The following is a 14667-nucleotide window of genomic DNA, read 5'->3' as shown; positions in this document are numbered from 1 at the left end:
GCGCTCAACGCTTGTAGAGATCGCGCACGGCCTCTTCGATATGTTGACGCAAGAGGCGCCGCTCATCGGCGGTCATGACGGTATGGCGCGGAGGACGCGCGGGCGGTGCCTGATCGACCTGCTGAACAGGCTGCATCGTGGCGGCTTTAGTGTCGCGGTCGGGAAGATTGCCGGTCTTGGACGAGCGCTGCTGCGCGCGAATCATACGGCCGTCGAAGCGATTCGGCCGGGTGTCGGACGTGGTGTCGAAAGCGGTTGAGGGACGCGCGAAGGCCGGCGTCTGGGCGAAAACATGGTGCGTGCTCAGGATGGCGCAGAGCGCGCTGGCGAGAAGCGTTAGCTTGAAGATGCGCTCGACGCGCACGGGTCCGCGTTGCCGCGCTCCCAACATGTTTTTCCCTTCGTTGCTCGACAACCGGACAGCCTCATTCTTTTAGCGCACGTCTCAAAAGGCTTGGTCCGGCCAAATGACGCGCTGGTCTAATGGAGTATCTACCGAATGGCGGGCTTAGGTAAGGGAGTGTACGCATAGAACCTTTTGGGCGTGCCACAGTCGCCGTAAATTTTGTAACGGACTGTTACACTCGCTTTTGTTACAAACTCGACGATTGAACAAACGCGCTAAGATGCCGCCATGGAAACCAAGAACCCATCCAAAATTCTCGTCGTCGACGACGACCCGCGCCTGCGCGATTTGCTGCGCCGTTACCTGGGCGAGCAAGGCTTCAACGTGTATGTCGCGGAAAACGCGCCGTCGATGAACAAACTCTGGGTGCGCGAGCGCTTCGATCTGCTCGTGCTCGACCTCATGCTGCCAGGCGAAGACGGTCTTTCCATCTGCCGCCGCCTGCGCGGCAGCAACGACCGCACGCCGATCATCATGTTGACGGCCAAGGGCGAGGACGTGGACCGCATCGTCGGTCTGGAAATGGGCGCGGACGACTATTTGCCGAAGCCGTTCAATCCGCGCGAGCTCGTCGCGCGCATTCACGCGGTGCTGCGCCGCCAGACGCCGTCGGAGTTGCCGGGCGCGCCGTCCGAAACCACCGAGGTATTCGAGTTCGGTGAATTCGCGCTGAATCTCGCCACGCGCACGCTTACCAAGAACGGCCAGGAAATTCCGCTGACCACGGGCGAATTCTCGGTGCTAAAGGTGTTTGCACGGCATCCGCGTCAGCCGCTCTCGCGCGAAAAGCTGATGGAACTCGCGCGCGGCCGTGAATACGAAGTGTTCGACCGCAGTCTCGACGTACAGATTTCCCGCCTGCGCAAGCTGATCGAGCCGGACCCGAGCAGCCCGCGTTTCATCCAAACGGTGTGGGGCCTGGGCTACGTGTTCATTCCCGACGGCGCGGCCTGATGCCTCATGCTTTGACGCGAGTCCGCCACGCTTTTTTTCCTCCATCGAGCCGAACCCGATAGACCCATGCGCATCGACAGGCGGCTACTGGCGCTTGCGTTCGGCGGCCTGTTCTGGCGAACCTTCGCGCTGATCGCGCTGCTCATCGCGGTCAGTCTCACGGCATGGTTCCAGAGCTTTCGAGTGATCGAGCGGGAGCCTCGCGCGCAGCGCGTGGCGCTTCAGCTCGTCGCCGTGGTCAAGCTCACGCGCACGGCCCTGCTCTATTCCGATCCCGATCTTCGTCGCGCGCTCCTGCAGGATCTGGAGAGCAACGAAGGCGTGCGCGTGTATCCGCGTGAGACCACCGACAAATACCGCTTGCAGCCGGATGAATCGCTCAACCGTCTGATCGAGCGCGACGTGCGCGGACGCCTTGGCAACGACACGATCATCGCGCAATCCGTGAACGAGATTCCCGGCGTGTGGATCAGCTTCAAGATCGACGACGACGACTATTGGGTCGCGCTCGACCGCGATCAACTGGATACCGTCACCGGTCTGCAATGGGCCGGCTGGGGGGTTTTCGCGCTCGCGCTGTCGCTCTTCGGCGCGGCGTTCATCACGAGTCTCGTGAACCGGCCGTTCGCGCGACTGGCGCTCGCCGCGCGCAAGGTCGGTTCGGGACAATCGCCCGAGCCGTTGCCGGAGCGCGGCATGGGCGTCGCCGCGGAAACCAATCGAAGCTTCAACCAGATGGTGCAAGACCTCGAACAGCTCGAAGCGGACCGCGCGCTGATGCTCGCGGGCATTTCGCACGATCTGCGCACGCCGCTCGCGCGTTTGCGGCTCGAAACCGAAATGAGCCCGTCGGACGAGGCCACCAAGCTCGCGATGATCGACGACATCGAACAGATGGACATGATCATCGGGCGCTTCCTCGACTACGCGCGGCCGATGCAGCGCATGCCCGAGGCCGTCGATCTTTCGATGATCGCGAGCGAACTCGTCGCGCGCTTCCAGGCCGACGAAGGCGTCGTGATGCGCACCGACCTCGCGCCCGGCGCGGTGATCGAAGGCGACCCGACGGATGCGCGCCGCGTGGTCGGCAATCTGCTCGAAAACGCGCGCAAGTACGGGCGCAGCGAGCAGGACGACATCGCGCGGATCACCGTGCTTACGCGCGTCACACATGGCAAGGTCGAACTCTCGGTGATGGACGAAGGCCGCGGCATCCCCGACGATCAGGTCGCGCTCATCACACGGCCCTTCTATCGTGTCGACGCCGCGCGCACGCAAGCGAACGGCACGGGTCTCGGCATGGCGATCGTGCAGCGGCTCGTCTCGCGTCAGCGCGGCACGTTGCGCCTGCGCAATCGCACGCCGCTTGCGGGCTTCGAAGTCACCATCGATTTCCCGGTGATGAAGGGCGCACGTTTCGACGGCGTCTGACACCTCCCGCGTTTCCTGGAAATTCGTCAAAAACTATTCGAAGTTATAGTCAAATACTATTGCTTCGATTTAGTGATACGCTTAATATGGATTTGTGCAGCGCGATGGCATGACGATTGTTTTCATGTCCGCGTTACGAAGATTCAGTAGCCTCATTTTGCGTTTGTCCTTTCAACGAACACAGGAGTCACTGCATGAAGACCGTTGGCGATAAAGTCGAAGCATTCACCGTCACCGCTGCCAAGCCGGGTTTCAATCACCACGAAGAAAACGGCCAGTCGGCATTCGAAGAAATCACCGAGCAGTCGTTTCCGGGCAAGTGGAAAATCATCTACTTCTACCCGAAGGACTTCACGTTCGTCTGCCCGACTGAAATCGTCGAGTTCGGCAAGCTGGCGAAGGACTTCGAAGACCGCGACGCCATTTTGCTCGGCGGCAGCGTCGACAACGAGTTTGTCAAGCTCGCATGGCGTCGTGAGCACAAGGACCTGAACAAGCTGAACCACTACTCGTTCGGCGACGTGAAGGGCGAACTCATCGACCAGCTCGGCGTGCGCGACAAGGAAGCCGGCGTGGCGCTGCGCGCGACGTTCATCGTCGATCCCGACAACGTCATTCAGCACGTCTCGGTCAATAACCTGAACGTCGGCCGCAATCCGGAAGAAGTGCTGCGTATTCTCGACGGCCTGCAAACGGACGAACTCTGCCCGTGCAATCGCGCGGTCGGCGGCTCGACGCTCTGATCGCACGAGCCTTTAAGCGCCTGAGGCAACGCCCGTAGCCCGCCCTCTTTCGAGCGCCCGCTTGGAAGCCGGCGGGCTTTATTGACGCCATCGAATAAGGAGAACGCATGGAATTCCTGTCATCGATCAAGGAGCTGGTGCCGGACTACGCGAAAGACATTCGCCTGAATGTCGACGGGACGATCGCCCGTTCGTCGCTGGAAGGCAACGACGCGGTCGGCGTCGCGCTCGCCGCCGCGTATGCCGCGAAGGCGACGAAGATCGTGAATATCATCCGCGAGTCGGGTGTCATGGCGCCGGAAGAAGTCAATGCCGCGCTCACGGCGTCCGCGCTGATGGGCATGAACAACGTCTGGTATCCGTACCTGGAGATGGCCGACAACGCCGATCTCAAGACGCAGCCGGCTGGACTGCGCATGAACGCGTATGCATCGCACGGCGGCGTGGACAAGCGGCGCTTCGAGATGTACGCGCTCGCGGCGTCGATCATCGGCAAGTGTCACTTCTGCGTGAAGTCGCACTACCAGAATCTCGTCACCGAAGGCATGTCGACGACCCAGTTGCGCGATGTCGGGCGCATCGCGGCCGTGATCAACGCGGTGGCGCTCGCCATCGAGGCCGAGGCGAAGTAAGCCCTTGACGCCACGCGCGCGTGGCGTTCGACTTCAACTATCGATCGACGTGCGCCGCAACAGCACCGCGGCCTGCGCCTCGATACCTTCCTTGCGGCCGAGATAGCCGAGCTTTTCGTTGGTCTTCGCTTTCACGTTGACGCGATCGACGGCCAAGTCCAGGTCTTCCGCGATATTCGCGCGCATCGCCTCGATGTGCGGCGCGAGCTTCGGCGCCTGCGCGATGATCGTGCTGTCGATATTGGCGATGGCGAAACCCGCTTCCGACACGCGCTTGAACGCTTCGCGCAGCAGCACGCGGCTGTCGGCGCCGGCGAATTCCGTCGCGGTATCCGGAAAGTGCCGGCCGATATCGCCAAGCGATGCCGCGCCGAAGAGCGCGTCGGTGATGGCGTGCAGCAGCACGTCCGCGTCCGAATGGCCGAGCAGGCCGCGTTCGTAGGGAATCGTCACGCCGCCGATGATAAGCGGGCGGCCCTCGACGAGCTGATGTACGTCGTATCCCTGTCCGATTCTGAAATCCATCGATGCAACCTTGCTGTAGAAAGTGTGTGTCGGAGCCGTCAGGCCTTCGTGGCGAGCATCGCGCCCGCGAGCGCGAAGTCTTCCGGATAGGTCACCTTGAAGTTGCGCAGGCTGCCCTGAACTAATCGCGGCGAGTGGCCGAGCCATTCGATTGCGCTCGCTTCGTCCGTGAGATCGTGACCGTCGTGACGCGCACGTTCGATCGCTTCGCGCAACATGCCGAGGCGGAACATCTGCGGCGTTTGCGCCTGCCAGAGCCCGTCGCGCGATTCCGTGCGGGCGACGCGCGGGTGGTCATCCGCTGCATCGGGCATGCTCGGTGCGATCCGTTTCAGCGTATCCGCGACCGGCAATGCGAGAATGCCGCCCACGGCGTCGTGACGCAGGGCGCCGACGAGCTTGCGAATCAGTTCCGGCGTGATGCCGGGACGCGCGGCGTCGTGGACGAGCACCCAGTCGTCGTCGCGTGCGCCGAAATCGGCCAGCGCGACGAGACCGTTATACACCGATGCCTGTCGTGAAGCCCCGCCACAGCGCTGCACCGCGAAGCGCAGGCCGGCAAAGCGGCGCGCATCGAAGTGATGATCGTCGGGAGCGAGTACGACGAGGGTCTGCGAGAATTCGGAACACGCGTCGAAGGCGGATAACGTGTACCCAAGCATCGGGCGGCCCGCGACGGTCTGATATTGCTTCGGCATGGGTGCGCCAGAGCGGCTGCCGTTGCCGGCGCACGGAATCAGCGCGAACAGGCGCGAGGTAGTGGCGGGTGAAATCGTTGGCGCAGTAGACGGCGCATTTGACGAATTTGCAGTCGTAGTCACGGGCAGATCACTGAGCCAGGTCAAAGTGGAGCCCGGATTTTATAATAGGTCTTTAGCGACCACGTCCGGCCCGTCCTCGAAGAGGGCGAAAGAGCCGACGGTTAATTGCATATATATGTCCTCGAAAGCCGTCAACGCGCAGTCCAGTTCTCCCATCCCGCTCGTGAAGGCGGGTCAGCGCTTTGTCTTCGACGGCGCGCCCGGTTCATCCGATGCCCTCGCCATCGCGCGTTATTACACGGCAAATCGCGAGTCCGTGCGGCTCTTGACGGTGCTCTGCGCAAGCGCGGTCGATGCGCAACGCCTCGCAACCGAAATCCCCTATTTCGCGCCGGATGCCCGCGTGCGTCTCTTGCCGGACTGGGAAACGCTGCCGTACGACACGTTCTCGCCGCATCAGGACCTCGTGTCCGAGCGTCTCGCGACGCTGCACGATCTCGGCGAAGGACGTTGCGACATCCTGCTCGTGCCGGCGACCACGGCGCTTTATCGCATGCCGCCCGCGTCGTTTCTCGCGGCTTACACGTTTTCATTTACGCAGGGCGAGCGCCTCGACGAAAGCAAGCTCAAGGCGCAGTTGACGCTCGCGGGTTACGAGCACGTGAGTCAGGTCGTGCGTCCCGGCGAATATTGCGTGCGCGGCTCGCTGATCGACCTTTATCCAATGGGCTCGCCGCTGCCGTATCGCCTCGACTTGTTCGACGATCAGGTCGATTCCATCCGCGCCTTCGATCCCGACACGCAACGCAGCCTGTATCCCGTGCGCGACGTGCGCCTCTTGCCGGGCCGCGAATTTCCGTTCGACGAAGCCGCGCGCACCGCGTTTCGCAGCCGCTGGCGCGAAGTGTTCGAGGGCGATCCGAGCCGCTCGCAGATTTACAAGGACATCGGCAGCGGCGTGCCGTCGGCGGGCATCGAATATTACTTGCCGCTCTTTTTCGACGACACCGCAACCCTCTTTCACTATCTGCCGGAGAACTCGCAACTCGCGTTCGTCGGCGACATGGACGCCGCGATCAAACGCTTCACGGCCGACACGAAGCAGCGCTACAACTTTCTTTCGCATGACCGCGAGCGGCCTTTGCTCGAACCGCGCCGCCTCTTTCTCAGCGACGACGACTTTTTCACGTTCGCCAAGCCATTCGCGCAACTGAAGTTCCCGGCGTCGCCCGAAGGCGGCTGGGCCGTGCCGCTGCCAGGGCTTGCTATCGACCGCCACGCGGACGAACCGTTGCTCGCGCTGCGCCATTATCTGGAGCAGACCGAAAACCGCGTGATGCTGGTCGCGGAATCGGCGGGACGGCGCGAAGCCATCCAGCAATTGCTCGTCGATAACGGCTTGCGCGGCGAACTGCGCGACACGTTCCAGGAATGGCTCGGCGCGGATGCCAAATTCACGCTCGGCATAGCGCCGCTCGCGAACGGTTTTTCGTTGCCGGAAGCGAAGCTGTCTATCGTCACCGAGACCGAGCTCTACGGGCCGCTCGCGCGCCGCGCAGGACGCCGCCGCCAGGAACAGGCGAGCAATGTCGATTCGATGGTGCGCGATCTCGCCGAATTGAAAATCGGCGATCCGGTGGTGCACGCGCAGCATGGCATCGGCCGATACATGGGTCTCGTGTCCATGGACCTCGGCGAAGGCGAAACCGAGTTTCTGCACCTCGAATACCAGAACGACGCCAAGCTCTACGTGCCCGTCGCGTTGTTGCATGTGATCTCGCGCTATAGCGGCGCCGATCCCGAAAGCGCCCCGCTCCACACGCTCGGTTCGGGCCAATGGGAAAAAGCCAAACGCAAGGCCGCGCAGCAGATTCGCGATACCGCAGCCGAACTGCTCAACCTCTACGCCCGCCGCGCCGCGCGCGAAGGCTACGCGTTCAAGCTCGATCCACGCGACTACGTGAAGTTCGCCGAGAGCTTCGGCTTCGAGGAAACGCCCGACCAGGGCGCCGCGATTGCCGCGGTCATCGGCGACATGACGAGCGGCAAGCCGATGGATCGGCTCGTGTGCGGCGATGTCGGCTTCGGCAAGACGGAAGTGGCCTTGCGCGCGGCGTTCATCGCGGTGATGGCGGGCAAGCAAGTGGCGATACTTTCCCCCACCACGCTGCTCGCCGAACAGCATACGCAGACTTTCACCGACCGCTTTTCCGACTGGCCCGTGCGGATTGCCGAACTGTCGCGCTTCAAGAGTTCGAAGGAAGTCACGCAGTCGATCGCGCAGATCAACGAAGGCAGTGTGGATATCGTCATCGGCACGCACAAGCTGTTGTCGTCGGATGTGAAGTTCAAGCGGCTCGGGCTCGTGATCATCGACGAGGAACATCGCTTCGGCGTGCGGCAGAAGGAAGCGCTCAAGGCGTTGCGTGCGGAAGTGGATGTACTCACGCTCACCGCGACGCCCATTCCACGCACGCTCGGCATGGCGCTCGAAGGCCTGCGCGACTTCTCCGTGATCGCGACCGCGCCGCAGAAGCGCCTTGCCATCAAGACCTTCGTGCGACGCGAGGAAGACGGCGTCATTCGCGAAGCCATGCTGCGCGAGCTGAAACGCGGCGGGCAAGTCTACTTCCTGCATAACGAAGTGGAAACCATCGAGAATCGCCGTTCCATGCTCGAAGCACTCGTGCCCGAAGCGCGCATTGCCGTGGCGCACGGCCAGATGCACGAGCGCGAACTCGAACGCGTGATGCGCGATTTCGTCGGCCAGCGCGCGAACGTGCTGCTGTGCACGACCATCATCGAAACGGGTATCGACGTGCCGAGCGCGAACACCATCATCATGCATCGCTCGGACAAGTTTGGACTCGCGCAACTGCACCAGTTGCGCGGGCGTGTCGGGCGTTCGCACCATCAGGCTTATGCGTATCTGCTCGTGCACGACCCGCAGTCGCTGACCAAGCAGGCGCAGCGCCGGCTCGAAGCCATTCAGCAGATGGAGGAACTCGGCTCGGGCTTCTATCTGGCCATGCACGACCTCGAGATTCGCGGCACGGGCGAAGTGCTCGGCGACAAGCAATCGGGCGAGATTCACGAGATCGGTTTTCAGCTTTACACCGATATGCTCAACGACGCCGTGCGCGCACTGAAGGAAGGCCGCGAGCCGGATCTCAACGCGCCGCTCGCCGCCACGACCGAGATCAATCTGCACGCACCGGCCATCTTGCCCGCCGACTATTGCGCGGACGTACAAGAGCGTCTTTCGCTCTACAAGCGGCTTGCGAACTGCGAATCGAGCGATGCCATCGACGGCATTCTCGAAGAGCTCGTCGACCGCTTCGGCAAGTTGCCGCCGCAAGCGCATGCGCTCGTGGAGACGCATCGGTTGCGGCTTGCGGCGAAGCCGCTCGGTATCTCGAAGATCGACGCCAACGAGAGTTCCATCGGCTTGCAGTTCGTGCCGAATCCGCCTGTCGATGCCATGAAGATCATCGAGATGGTGCAGAAGAACAAGCACATCAAGCTCGCGGGACAGGACAAGTTGCGCATCGAAACGCGCAGCCCCGATCTCGCGGTGCGCATTGCCACGGTGAAGGAAACGTTGCGCGCGCTCGGCGCGCCGGTGCGGCAGTCGGCGGCCGTGGCGCGCTAGGTTCATCCGGCGCGTTGGTATCGACGGGAGACACGGCGCGCGCATCGACCGGAAGAAGGGTCAAGCGCCCCGCCCGACGCACCCCGTCATTGCCGCTCTTTGAAAGGCAGCGACGGGAGCCATGCCGCAGCGCATATATTGACCAGAAGGTCAGCAAGCGTGGTTTCGGCTATGATCGGCTTCTACCCCGCAGGAGCGAAAAATGTCCCAAATCGCCGCTGAGGCGCAACAAGCCACGACCTCCGCCACGCCTCAATCCTTACCCTGGATCGAACGTCTCGTTTCCTTCGATACAGTCAGCCGCAATCCCAACCTCGGCCTCATCGAAACCGTGCGCGACGAACTGCGCAAAGCGGGTGTCGAAGCCAGCATCACGACCGATTCACGCGGCCAGTGGGCCAATCTCTTCGCCACGGTGCCCGCGCACGACGGTCAGACAAACGGCGGCATCGTGCTGTCGGGACACACCGACGTGGTGCCGGTCGACGGTCAAAATTGGAAAAGCGATCCTTTCAAGCCCGAAATCCGCGATGGTCTGCTCTACGGTCGCGGCACCTGCGACATGAAGGGGTTCATCGGCGCGGCGCTCACAATGCTGCCGAAGATGCAGGCGACAAAGCTCGCCAAGCCGATCCACTTCGCGCTTTCGTTCGATGAAGAAGTAGGCTGCGCGGGCGCGCCGCTCATGATCGCCGACTTGCAAAAGCGCGGCGTCAATCCGGATGGCTGTATCGTCGGCGAACCGACTTCCATGCGCCCGGTCATCGCGCACAAGGGCATCAACGCGTTCCGCTGCTGCGTGCGTGGCTTTGCGGCGCATTCGTCGCTTACGCCGAAGGGGCTGAATTCGATCGAGTACGCCGCGCGCCTCATCTGCTTCATTCGCGACGTCGCCGATGAATTCCGCGCCAAGGGCCCGTTCGACGAGTTCTACGACGTACCCTTCACCACCGCGCAGACGAGCACGATCAAGGGCGGCAACGCGCTCAACACCGTGCCCGCGGAATGCACTTTCGACTTCGAATTCCGCAACCTGCCGACCATCGATCCGGACCCTATCTTCAAGCGCATCGAAGCGTTCGCGCGCGACACGCTCTTGCCGAAAATGCAGAAGGAGCACGAGAACGCGGCCATCGAATTTTCGAAGATCGCCGCCGCGCCCGGACTCGACGCCACCGAGCAGGCCGCCATCACGCAACTCGTGCGCGCGCTCACCGAGAATCAGGAGAAGCGCAAGGTCGCTTACGGCACCGAAGCGGGACTTTTCGCGATTGCGGGCGTGCCGAGCATCGTGTGCGGACCGGGCAACATCGAACAGGCGCACAAGGCGAACGAATACGTGTCGCTCGACCAACTCGTCGCTTGCGAAGCGTTTCTCGGCAAGTTCATCCATAGCATGTCGGTCGAAGCCCAGGCGCGCTAGTCATCGACCGTCGCACGATCCATCGAGCCATGTCCACAGCAACGCATTCCGACCATACGATCGACGGCACGCCCATTCCGACCCTCGACGAGATCGCCGAGCAGCATATGGCGCTCACGCCCTGGGTAGCGCGCACGCCGATCTTCGAGCGGCACGATTTTCCGACGCTCGAAGGCACACCCGTCACGTTCAAGTTCGAGCTGCTGCAGGCAAGCGGCACGTTCAAGGCGCGTGGCGCGTTCTCGAACATCCTCGCGCTCACCGACAGCGAACGCGCGGCAGGCGTGACGTGCGTGTCGGCGGGCAATCATGCGGTCGCGGTGGCTTACGCGGCGCAGCGCATGGAAGTGGGCGCGAAGGTGGTCATCACGAAGAACGCCAGTCCGACGCGCATCGCGCTTTGCCGGCGCTTCGGCGCGGAAGTCGTGCTGGCGGAAAATGTGATCGAGGCCTTCGAGATCGTGCGGCGCATCGAGGCCGAGGAAGGACGCTTCTTCGTGCATCCGTTCAATGGTTATCGAACGGTGCTGGGCACGGCGACGCTCGGTTACGAGTGGACGTCGCAGGCGCCGGATCTCGATGCGGTCATCCTGCCAATCGGCGGTGGCGGGCTGTCCGCCGGCGTTTCGACCGCCATGCGTCTCGCCAACCCTTCGCTGCATGTCTATGGCGTGGAACCGGAAGGCGCGGATGCGATGAGCCGCAGCTTCGCCGCCAATCACACGATCAAGCTGAGTTCCCTGCACAGCATCGCCGATTCATTGATGGCGCCGCATACCGAGCAATACAGCTATGAACTGTGCAGGCGACATATCGACGAGATCGTCACCGTATCGGACGACGCGTTGCGGCACGGCATGCGGCAGTTGTTCAACGAACTGAAGCTGGCTGTGGAACCGGCGTGCGCGGCAGCGACCGCCGCGCTGCTCGGACCGTTGCGCGAGCGTCTGCAAGGCAAGCGCGTGGGCGTGTTGCTGTGCGGAACCAACACGGACCCGGCGACGTTCGCGACGCATTTGGCGAGTACGTGAAGTGCCATTGCAGGCGCTGAGTGGAACTGAAGCATCTGGCAATTGCTGGCAATTGCTCGATGCTCACAGTGACATCGTAGGTAAAAAGCGGCTTTAAGCGGCGCTTGCCGTGTTCAGGCGAACACGCGGAAAAGCGCGGCTCTCGCGGTTCCTCGTCAACGAGAGCAGACTAACGCGCCTGCGTTCACAGCACCTCGGCCAGCCTTCTGCGCTCATTGCGCTGCATGAAGTAATTCGCGGCGATCACCCCGACCGTCACCAGCGCGATGAACAACGTCGCGAGCGCATTCATCTCCGGATTCAGCCCAAGCCGCACGCGCGAAAACACGACGAGTGGCAGCGTGGTCGATCCCGGTCCCGACAGAAACGCGGAAAGCACGAGATCGTCGATCGACAAGGTGAACGACAGCAGCCAACCCGCCACGAGCGCCTGCGATATCAGCGGCAGCGTGATCGCGAAGAACACGCGCAGCGGTGTCGCGCCGAGATCGAGCGCGGCCTCTTCCAGCGACGGATTCAGCTCCCGCACGCGTGACTCCACGATGATCGCCACATACGAGATGCACAGCATCACGTGGCCGATCCAGATGGTGAAGAGCCCGCGCCCCGCCGGCCAGCCGATCAGCTTGGCCATCTCCACGAAAAGCAGCAGCAACGAGATGCCCTGAATGACCTCGGGAATCACGAGCGGCGCGTTGATCATGCCCGTGTAGAGCGTGAAGCCGCGAAAGCGTCCCATGCGCGCGAGCACGAACCCCGCCCACGTGCCGATCAAGACCGACGCGCACGCCGTCAGAAACGCGATGCGCAACGACAGCCATGCCGCCGCGATAAGCTCGTCGTCGTACCAGAGCGCCTTGTACCAGCGCAGCGAAAACTCCGTCCACACGGTGACGAGCTGCGACTCGTTGAACGAATAAACGATCAGACTGAGGATGGGGATATACAGAAACGCGAACCCGATTCCGAGCGCGGTGATCTGCAGCGGACGGCTCGGCTTGATCATCGTTTCTCCTCCAGTTGCTTCGCCTGGAAGTGCTGGAAAAGCGCCATCGGCACGAGCAGGAGGAGCACCATCGCGCAGGTGACTGAGGATGCCATCGGCCAGTCGGCGTTATCGAAGAACTCGTTCCACATGACGCGGCCGATCATCAAGGTATCCGCGCCGCCGAGCAGCTCGGGAATGACGTATTCGCCCACCGCCGGAATGAACACGAGCAGACATCCGGCGATAATCCCGTTCTTCGACAGCGGCAAGGTAATCTGCAGGAACGCCTTCCAGGGCTTGGCGCCGAGATCGTAAGCGGCTTCGAGCAAGGTGAGATCCATCTTCACGAGATGCGCGTAAAGCGGCATGACGAGAAACGGCAAGTACGAATACACCATGCCGATATAAACCGCGACATTCGTGTGATAAAGCTCGATTGGCGAATGGATGAGGCCGATCGACATCAGGAAGTTGTTGAGCAAGCCGTTGTTCTTGAGAATGCCGATCCACGCGTAGACGCGTATCAGGAACGACGTCCAGAACGGCAGCATGACGGCCATCATCAGCAGATTGCGCGAGGCCGGATTCGCCCGCGCGATGTAATACGCCATCGGATAGCCGATCACGAGGCACAGCAAGGTCGAAACCGCCGCGACCAGCAGCGAATTCATGTAGGTCGCGAAGTACAGGCTGTCGGTGACGAGAAACGCGTAGTGCGAGAAATCGAGCGCGATATTCAGCACACCCTCTTTCAACGCCACGATATCCGTGTACGGGGGAATGCCGAGCTGGCTGTCCGCGAAGCTGATCTTCACGACGAGCAGGAACGGCACGAAAAATAGCAGCAACAGCCACAGGAACGGCCCGGCGATGACCGCGGTGCGGCCGCTCACGCCCATGCGGTCGAGCAGTTTCGTCATCATGCCGTCAGCACCACGCCCGCCGACGCGCTCCAGCGCACGTAGACTTCATCGTCGAAAGTGGGGGAATCGATTTCGCCGAGCGCGAGGCTCGATACGTTCGCGACTACCGTCTTGCCGCTTTCGAGCGTCACGTGATAGAGCGTGTAGCCGCCCATGTAAGCGATATTCGTCACATGCCCGCGGCCCCAGTTGAACGCGCCCTCGGGCGGCTTTCTCATGAGCGCGATACGTTCCGGGCGCACCGAGATGGTCACCGGCATGCCGAGCGGCCCGGTAATGCCGTGGTTCACATAGAGCCTGACCGGCAGTTCCGGCGACTCCACGAAGATATGGTCTGGCTCGTCCTCGACCACGTTGCCGTCGAAGAGATTGGTCGAACCGATGAACTGCGCCGAGAAGCGGCTGTTCGGATACTCGTAGACCTCGTGCGGCGTGCCGATCTGCACGATACGCCCTTCGCTCATCACGGCGAGGCGCCCGGCCATGGTCATCGCCTCTTCCTGATCGTGCGTGACCATGATGCAGGTGACGCCCACCTGATCGAGGATGTTGACGAGTTCCATCTGCGTGCGCTGGCGAATCTGCTTGTCGAGCGCGGACATGGGTTCGTCGAGCAAGAGCAGCTTGGGACGCTTGACGAGGCTGCGCGCGAGCGCCACGCGCTGCTGCTGGCCGCCCGACAACTGATGCGGCTTGCGCTTCGCATACTGGCCCATCTGCACGAGTTCGAGCGCGGCTTGCACGCGCTCCTTGAGTTCGCCACCGCGCACGCCTTCCTGCTTCAAACCGAATGCGACGTTCGATTCCACGCTCATGTGCGGAAAGAGCGCGTAGGACTGAAACATCATGTTCACCGGCCGGCGATACGGCGGCATCTGCGCGAGGTCTTCGCCTTCGATCAGAATCTGCCCTTCGGTGACGGTCTCGAGCCCGGCGAGCATGCGCAACAGCGTGGACTTGCCGCAGCCGGAACTGCCGAGCAGCGCAAACAGTTCGCCCTTCGCAACCGACAGGTCGACGCCCCTCACGGCCACCGTCTCGCCGAACTTCTTCACGACGCCGACGACCTGCACGAAGTTGTCGTCCGACACGAGTCCGGTGGACGGAAAATTGTCCGGCGCTTGTCTGCCGGAATTAGGCGCTGCCTTCAACGCGCTCGACTGCTCACTCATGATTGCCTGTTCGACTCCCGCAACTT

13 protein-coding genes are annotated in these 14667 nt (G+C 62.2%); 7 read left to right on the top strand and 6 right to left on the bottom strand.

Annotation, left to right across the window (positions count from 1 at the left end; genetic code table 11):
* Positions 1–4: 4 nt before the first annotated feature.
* Positions 5–364, bottom strand: a complete 360-nt coding sequence (locus tag NCR98_RS06955) for a hypothetical protein (protein WP_250525839.1) — start codon at positions 362–364, stop codon at positions 5–7.
* Positions 365–634: 270 nt separating this feature from the next.
* Here NCR98_RS06955 and ompR point away from each other — a divergent pair, with 270 nt between their 5' ends.
* The 4 genes from ompR to NCR98_RS06935 all read left to right on the top strand — a co-directional run bounded on the left by ompR (position 635) and on the right by NCR98_RS06935 (position 4166).
* Positions 635–1360, top strand: a complete 726-nt coding sequence (ompR, locus tag NCR98_RS06950; RefSeq protein WP_008349770.1) for an osmolarity response regulator transcription factor OmpR — start codon at positions 635–637, stop codon at positions 1358–1360.
* Between the two features lie 66 nt (positions 1361–1426).
* Positions 1427–2791, top strand: a complete 1365-nt coding sequence (locus tag NCR98_RS06945; protein ID WP_244827933.1) for an ATP-binding protein — start codon at positions 1427–1429, stop codon at positions 2789–2791.
* A 194-nt stretch (positions 2792–2985) separates the two neighbouring features.
* Positions 2986–3534, top strand: a complete 549-nt coding sequence (locus NCR98_RS06940; RefSeq protein WP_244827934.1) for a peroxiredoxin — start codon at positions 2986–2988, stop codon at positions 3532–3534.
* A gap of 107 nt (positions 3535–3641) precedes the next feature.
* A complete protein-coding gene (locus tag NCR98_RS06935) occupies positions 3642–4166 on the top strand; it encodes a carboxymuconolactone decarboxylase family protein (RefSeq protein ID WP_244827935.1) in 525 nt (174 codons plus the stop codon).
* A gap of 33 nt (positions 4167–4199) precedes the next feature.
* Here the strand turns inward: NCR98_RS06935 and ispF are convergent, their stop codons facing one another.
* Together ispF and ispD are read right to left on the bottom strand one after the other, a co-directional pair.
* Positions 4200–4691 carry a 2-C-methyl-D-erythritol 2,4-cyclodiphosphate synthase gene (gene ispF, locus NCR98_RS06930; RefSeq protein ID WP_244827936.1) on the bottom strand — a complete coding sequence of 164 codons (492 nt, stop codon included), beginning with the start codon at positions 4689–4691 and terminating at the stop codon, positions 4200–4202.
* 38 nt (positions 4692–4729) lie between these two features.
* Positions 4730–5389: a 2-C-methyl-D-erythritol 4-phosphate cytidylyltransferase gene (ispD, locus tag NCR98_RS06925; RefSeq protein WP_250525838.1), complete on the bottom strand. Its 660-nt coding sequence runs from the start codon at positions 5387–5389 to the stop codon at positions 4730–4732.
* A gap of 238 nt (positions 5390–5627) precedes the next feature.
* Between ispD and mfd the strand changes: the two genes are divergently transcribed.
* From mfd to NCR98_RS06910, 3 genes are all read left to right on the top strand, one after another.
* A complete protein-coding gene (mfd, locus tag NCR98_RS06920) occupies positions 5628–9104 on the top strand; it encodes a transcription-repair coupling factor (RefSeq protein WP_244827937.1) in 3477 nt (1158 codons plus the stop codon).
* A gap of 202 nt (positions 9105–9306) precedes the next feature.
* Positions 9307–10527 carry an acetylornithine deacetylase gene (gene argE / locus NCR98_RS06915; protein ID WP_244827938.1) on the top strand — a complete coding sequence of 407 codons (1221 nt, stop codon included), beginning with the start codon at positions 9307–9309 and terminating at the stop codon, positions 10525–10527.
* Positions 10528–10556: 29 nt separating this feature from the next.
* A complete protein-coding gene (locus NCR98_RS06910; protein WP_244827939.1) occupies positions 10557–11558 on the top strand; it encodes a threonine/serine dehydratase family protein in 1002 nt (333 codons plus the stop codon).
* A gap of 184 nt (positions 11559–11742) precedes the next feature.
* Here the strand turns inward: NCR98_RS06910 and NCR98_RS06905 are convergent, their stop codons facing one another.
* The 3 genes from NCR98_RS06905 to NCR98_RS06895 are packed head-to-tail and all read right to left on the bottom strand — an operon-like array spanning position 11743 to position 14641.
* On the bottom strand, positions 11743–12561 hold the full coding sequence (locus NCR98_RS06905; RefSeq protein ID WP_250525867.1) for an ABC transporter permease subunit: 819 nt from the start codon (positions 12559–12561) through the stop codon (positions 11743–11745).
* Positions 12561–13469 (bottom strand): ABC transporter permease subunit, encoded by a 909-nt coding sequence (locus tag NCR98_RS06900; RefSeq protein ID WP_250525837.1) that lies wholly within the window; start codon positions 13467–13469, stop codon positions 12561–12563. Before NCR98_RS06900 ends, NCR98_RS06905 begins: the two co-directional genes overlap by 1 nt.
* Positions 13466–14641 carry an ABC transporter ATP-binding protein gene (locus NCR98_RS06895; RefSeq protein ID WP_244827941.1) on the bottom strand — a complete coding sequence of 392 codons (1176 nt, stop codon included), beginning with the start codon at positions 14639–14641 and terminating at the stop codon, positions 13466–13468. Before NCR98_RS06895 ends, NCR98_RS06900 begins: the two co-directional genes overlap by 4 nt.
* Positions 14642–14667 lie beyond the last annotated feature (26 nt).

Origin of the sequence: Caballeronia sp. GAWG2-1 (assembly GCF_023631405.1) — a bacterium.
In the GTDB taxonomy this organism is placed as follows: domain Bacteria; phylum Pseudomonadota; class Gammaproteobacteria; order Burkholderiales; family Burkholderiaceae; genus Caballeronia.
The sequence above is the reverse complement of the archived record's forward strand: the minus strand, read 5'-3'. Positions and strand labels throughout refer to the sequence as shown.

What these genes read in the sequence shown, in the direction of transcription:
- ispD (WP_250525838.1), bottom strand. Translation starts at nt 5,389, where the DNA reads ATGCCGAAGCAATATCAGACCGTCGCGGGCCGCCCGATGCTTGGGTAC.
- NCR98_RS06895 (WP_244827941.1), bottom strand. Translation starts at nt 14,641, where the DNA reads ATGAGTGAGCAGTCGAGCGCGTTGAAGGCAGCGCCTAATTCCGGCAGA.
- NCR98_RS06945 (WP_244827933.1), top strand. Translation starts at nt 1,427, where the DNA reads ATGCGCATCGACAGGCGGCTACTGGCGCTTGCGTTCGGCGGCCTGTTC.
- ompR (WP_008349770.1), top strand. Translation starts at nt 635, where the DNA reads ATGGAAACCAAGAACCCATCCAAAATTCTCGTCGTCGACGACGACCCG.
- ispF (WP_244827936.1), bottom strand. Translation starts at nt 4,691, where the DNA reads ATGGATTTCAGAATCGGACAGGGATACGACGTACATCAGCTCGTCGAG.
- argE (WP_244827938.1), top strand. Translation starts at nt 9,307, where the DNA reads ATGTCCCAAATCGCCGCTGAGGCGCAACAAGCCACGACCTCCGCCACG.
- mfd (WP_244827937.1), top strand. Translation starts at nt 5,628, where the DNA reads ATGTCCTCGAAAGCCGTCAACGCGCAGTCCAGTTCTCCCATCCCGCTC.
- NCR98_RS06935 (WP_244827935.1), top strand. Translation starts at nt 3,642, where the DNA reads ATGGAATTCCTGTCATCGATCAAGGAGCTGGTGCCGGACTACGCGAAA.
- NCR98_RS06900 (WP_250525837.1), bottom strand. Translation starts at nt 13,469, where the DNA reads ATGATGACGAAACTGCTCGACCGCATGGGCGTGAGCGGCCGCACCGCG.
- NCR98_RS06910 (WP_244827939.1), top strand. Translation starts at nt 10,557, where the DNA reads ATGTCCACAGCAACGCATTCCGACCATACGATCGACGGCACGCCCATT.
- NCR98_RS06940 (WP_244827934.1), top strand. Translation starts at nt 2,986, where the DNA reads ATGAAGACCGTTGGCGATAAAGTCGAAGCATTCACCGTCACCGCTGCC.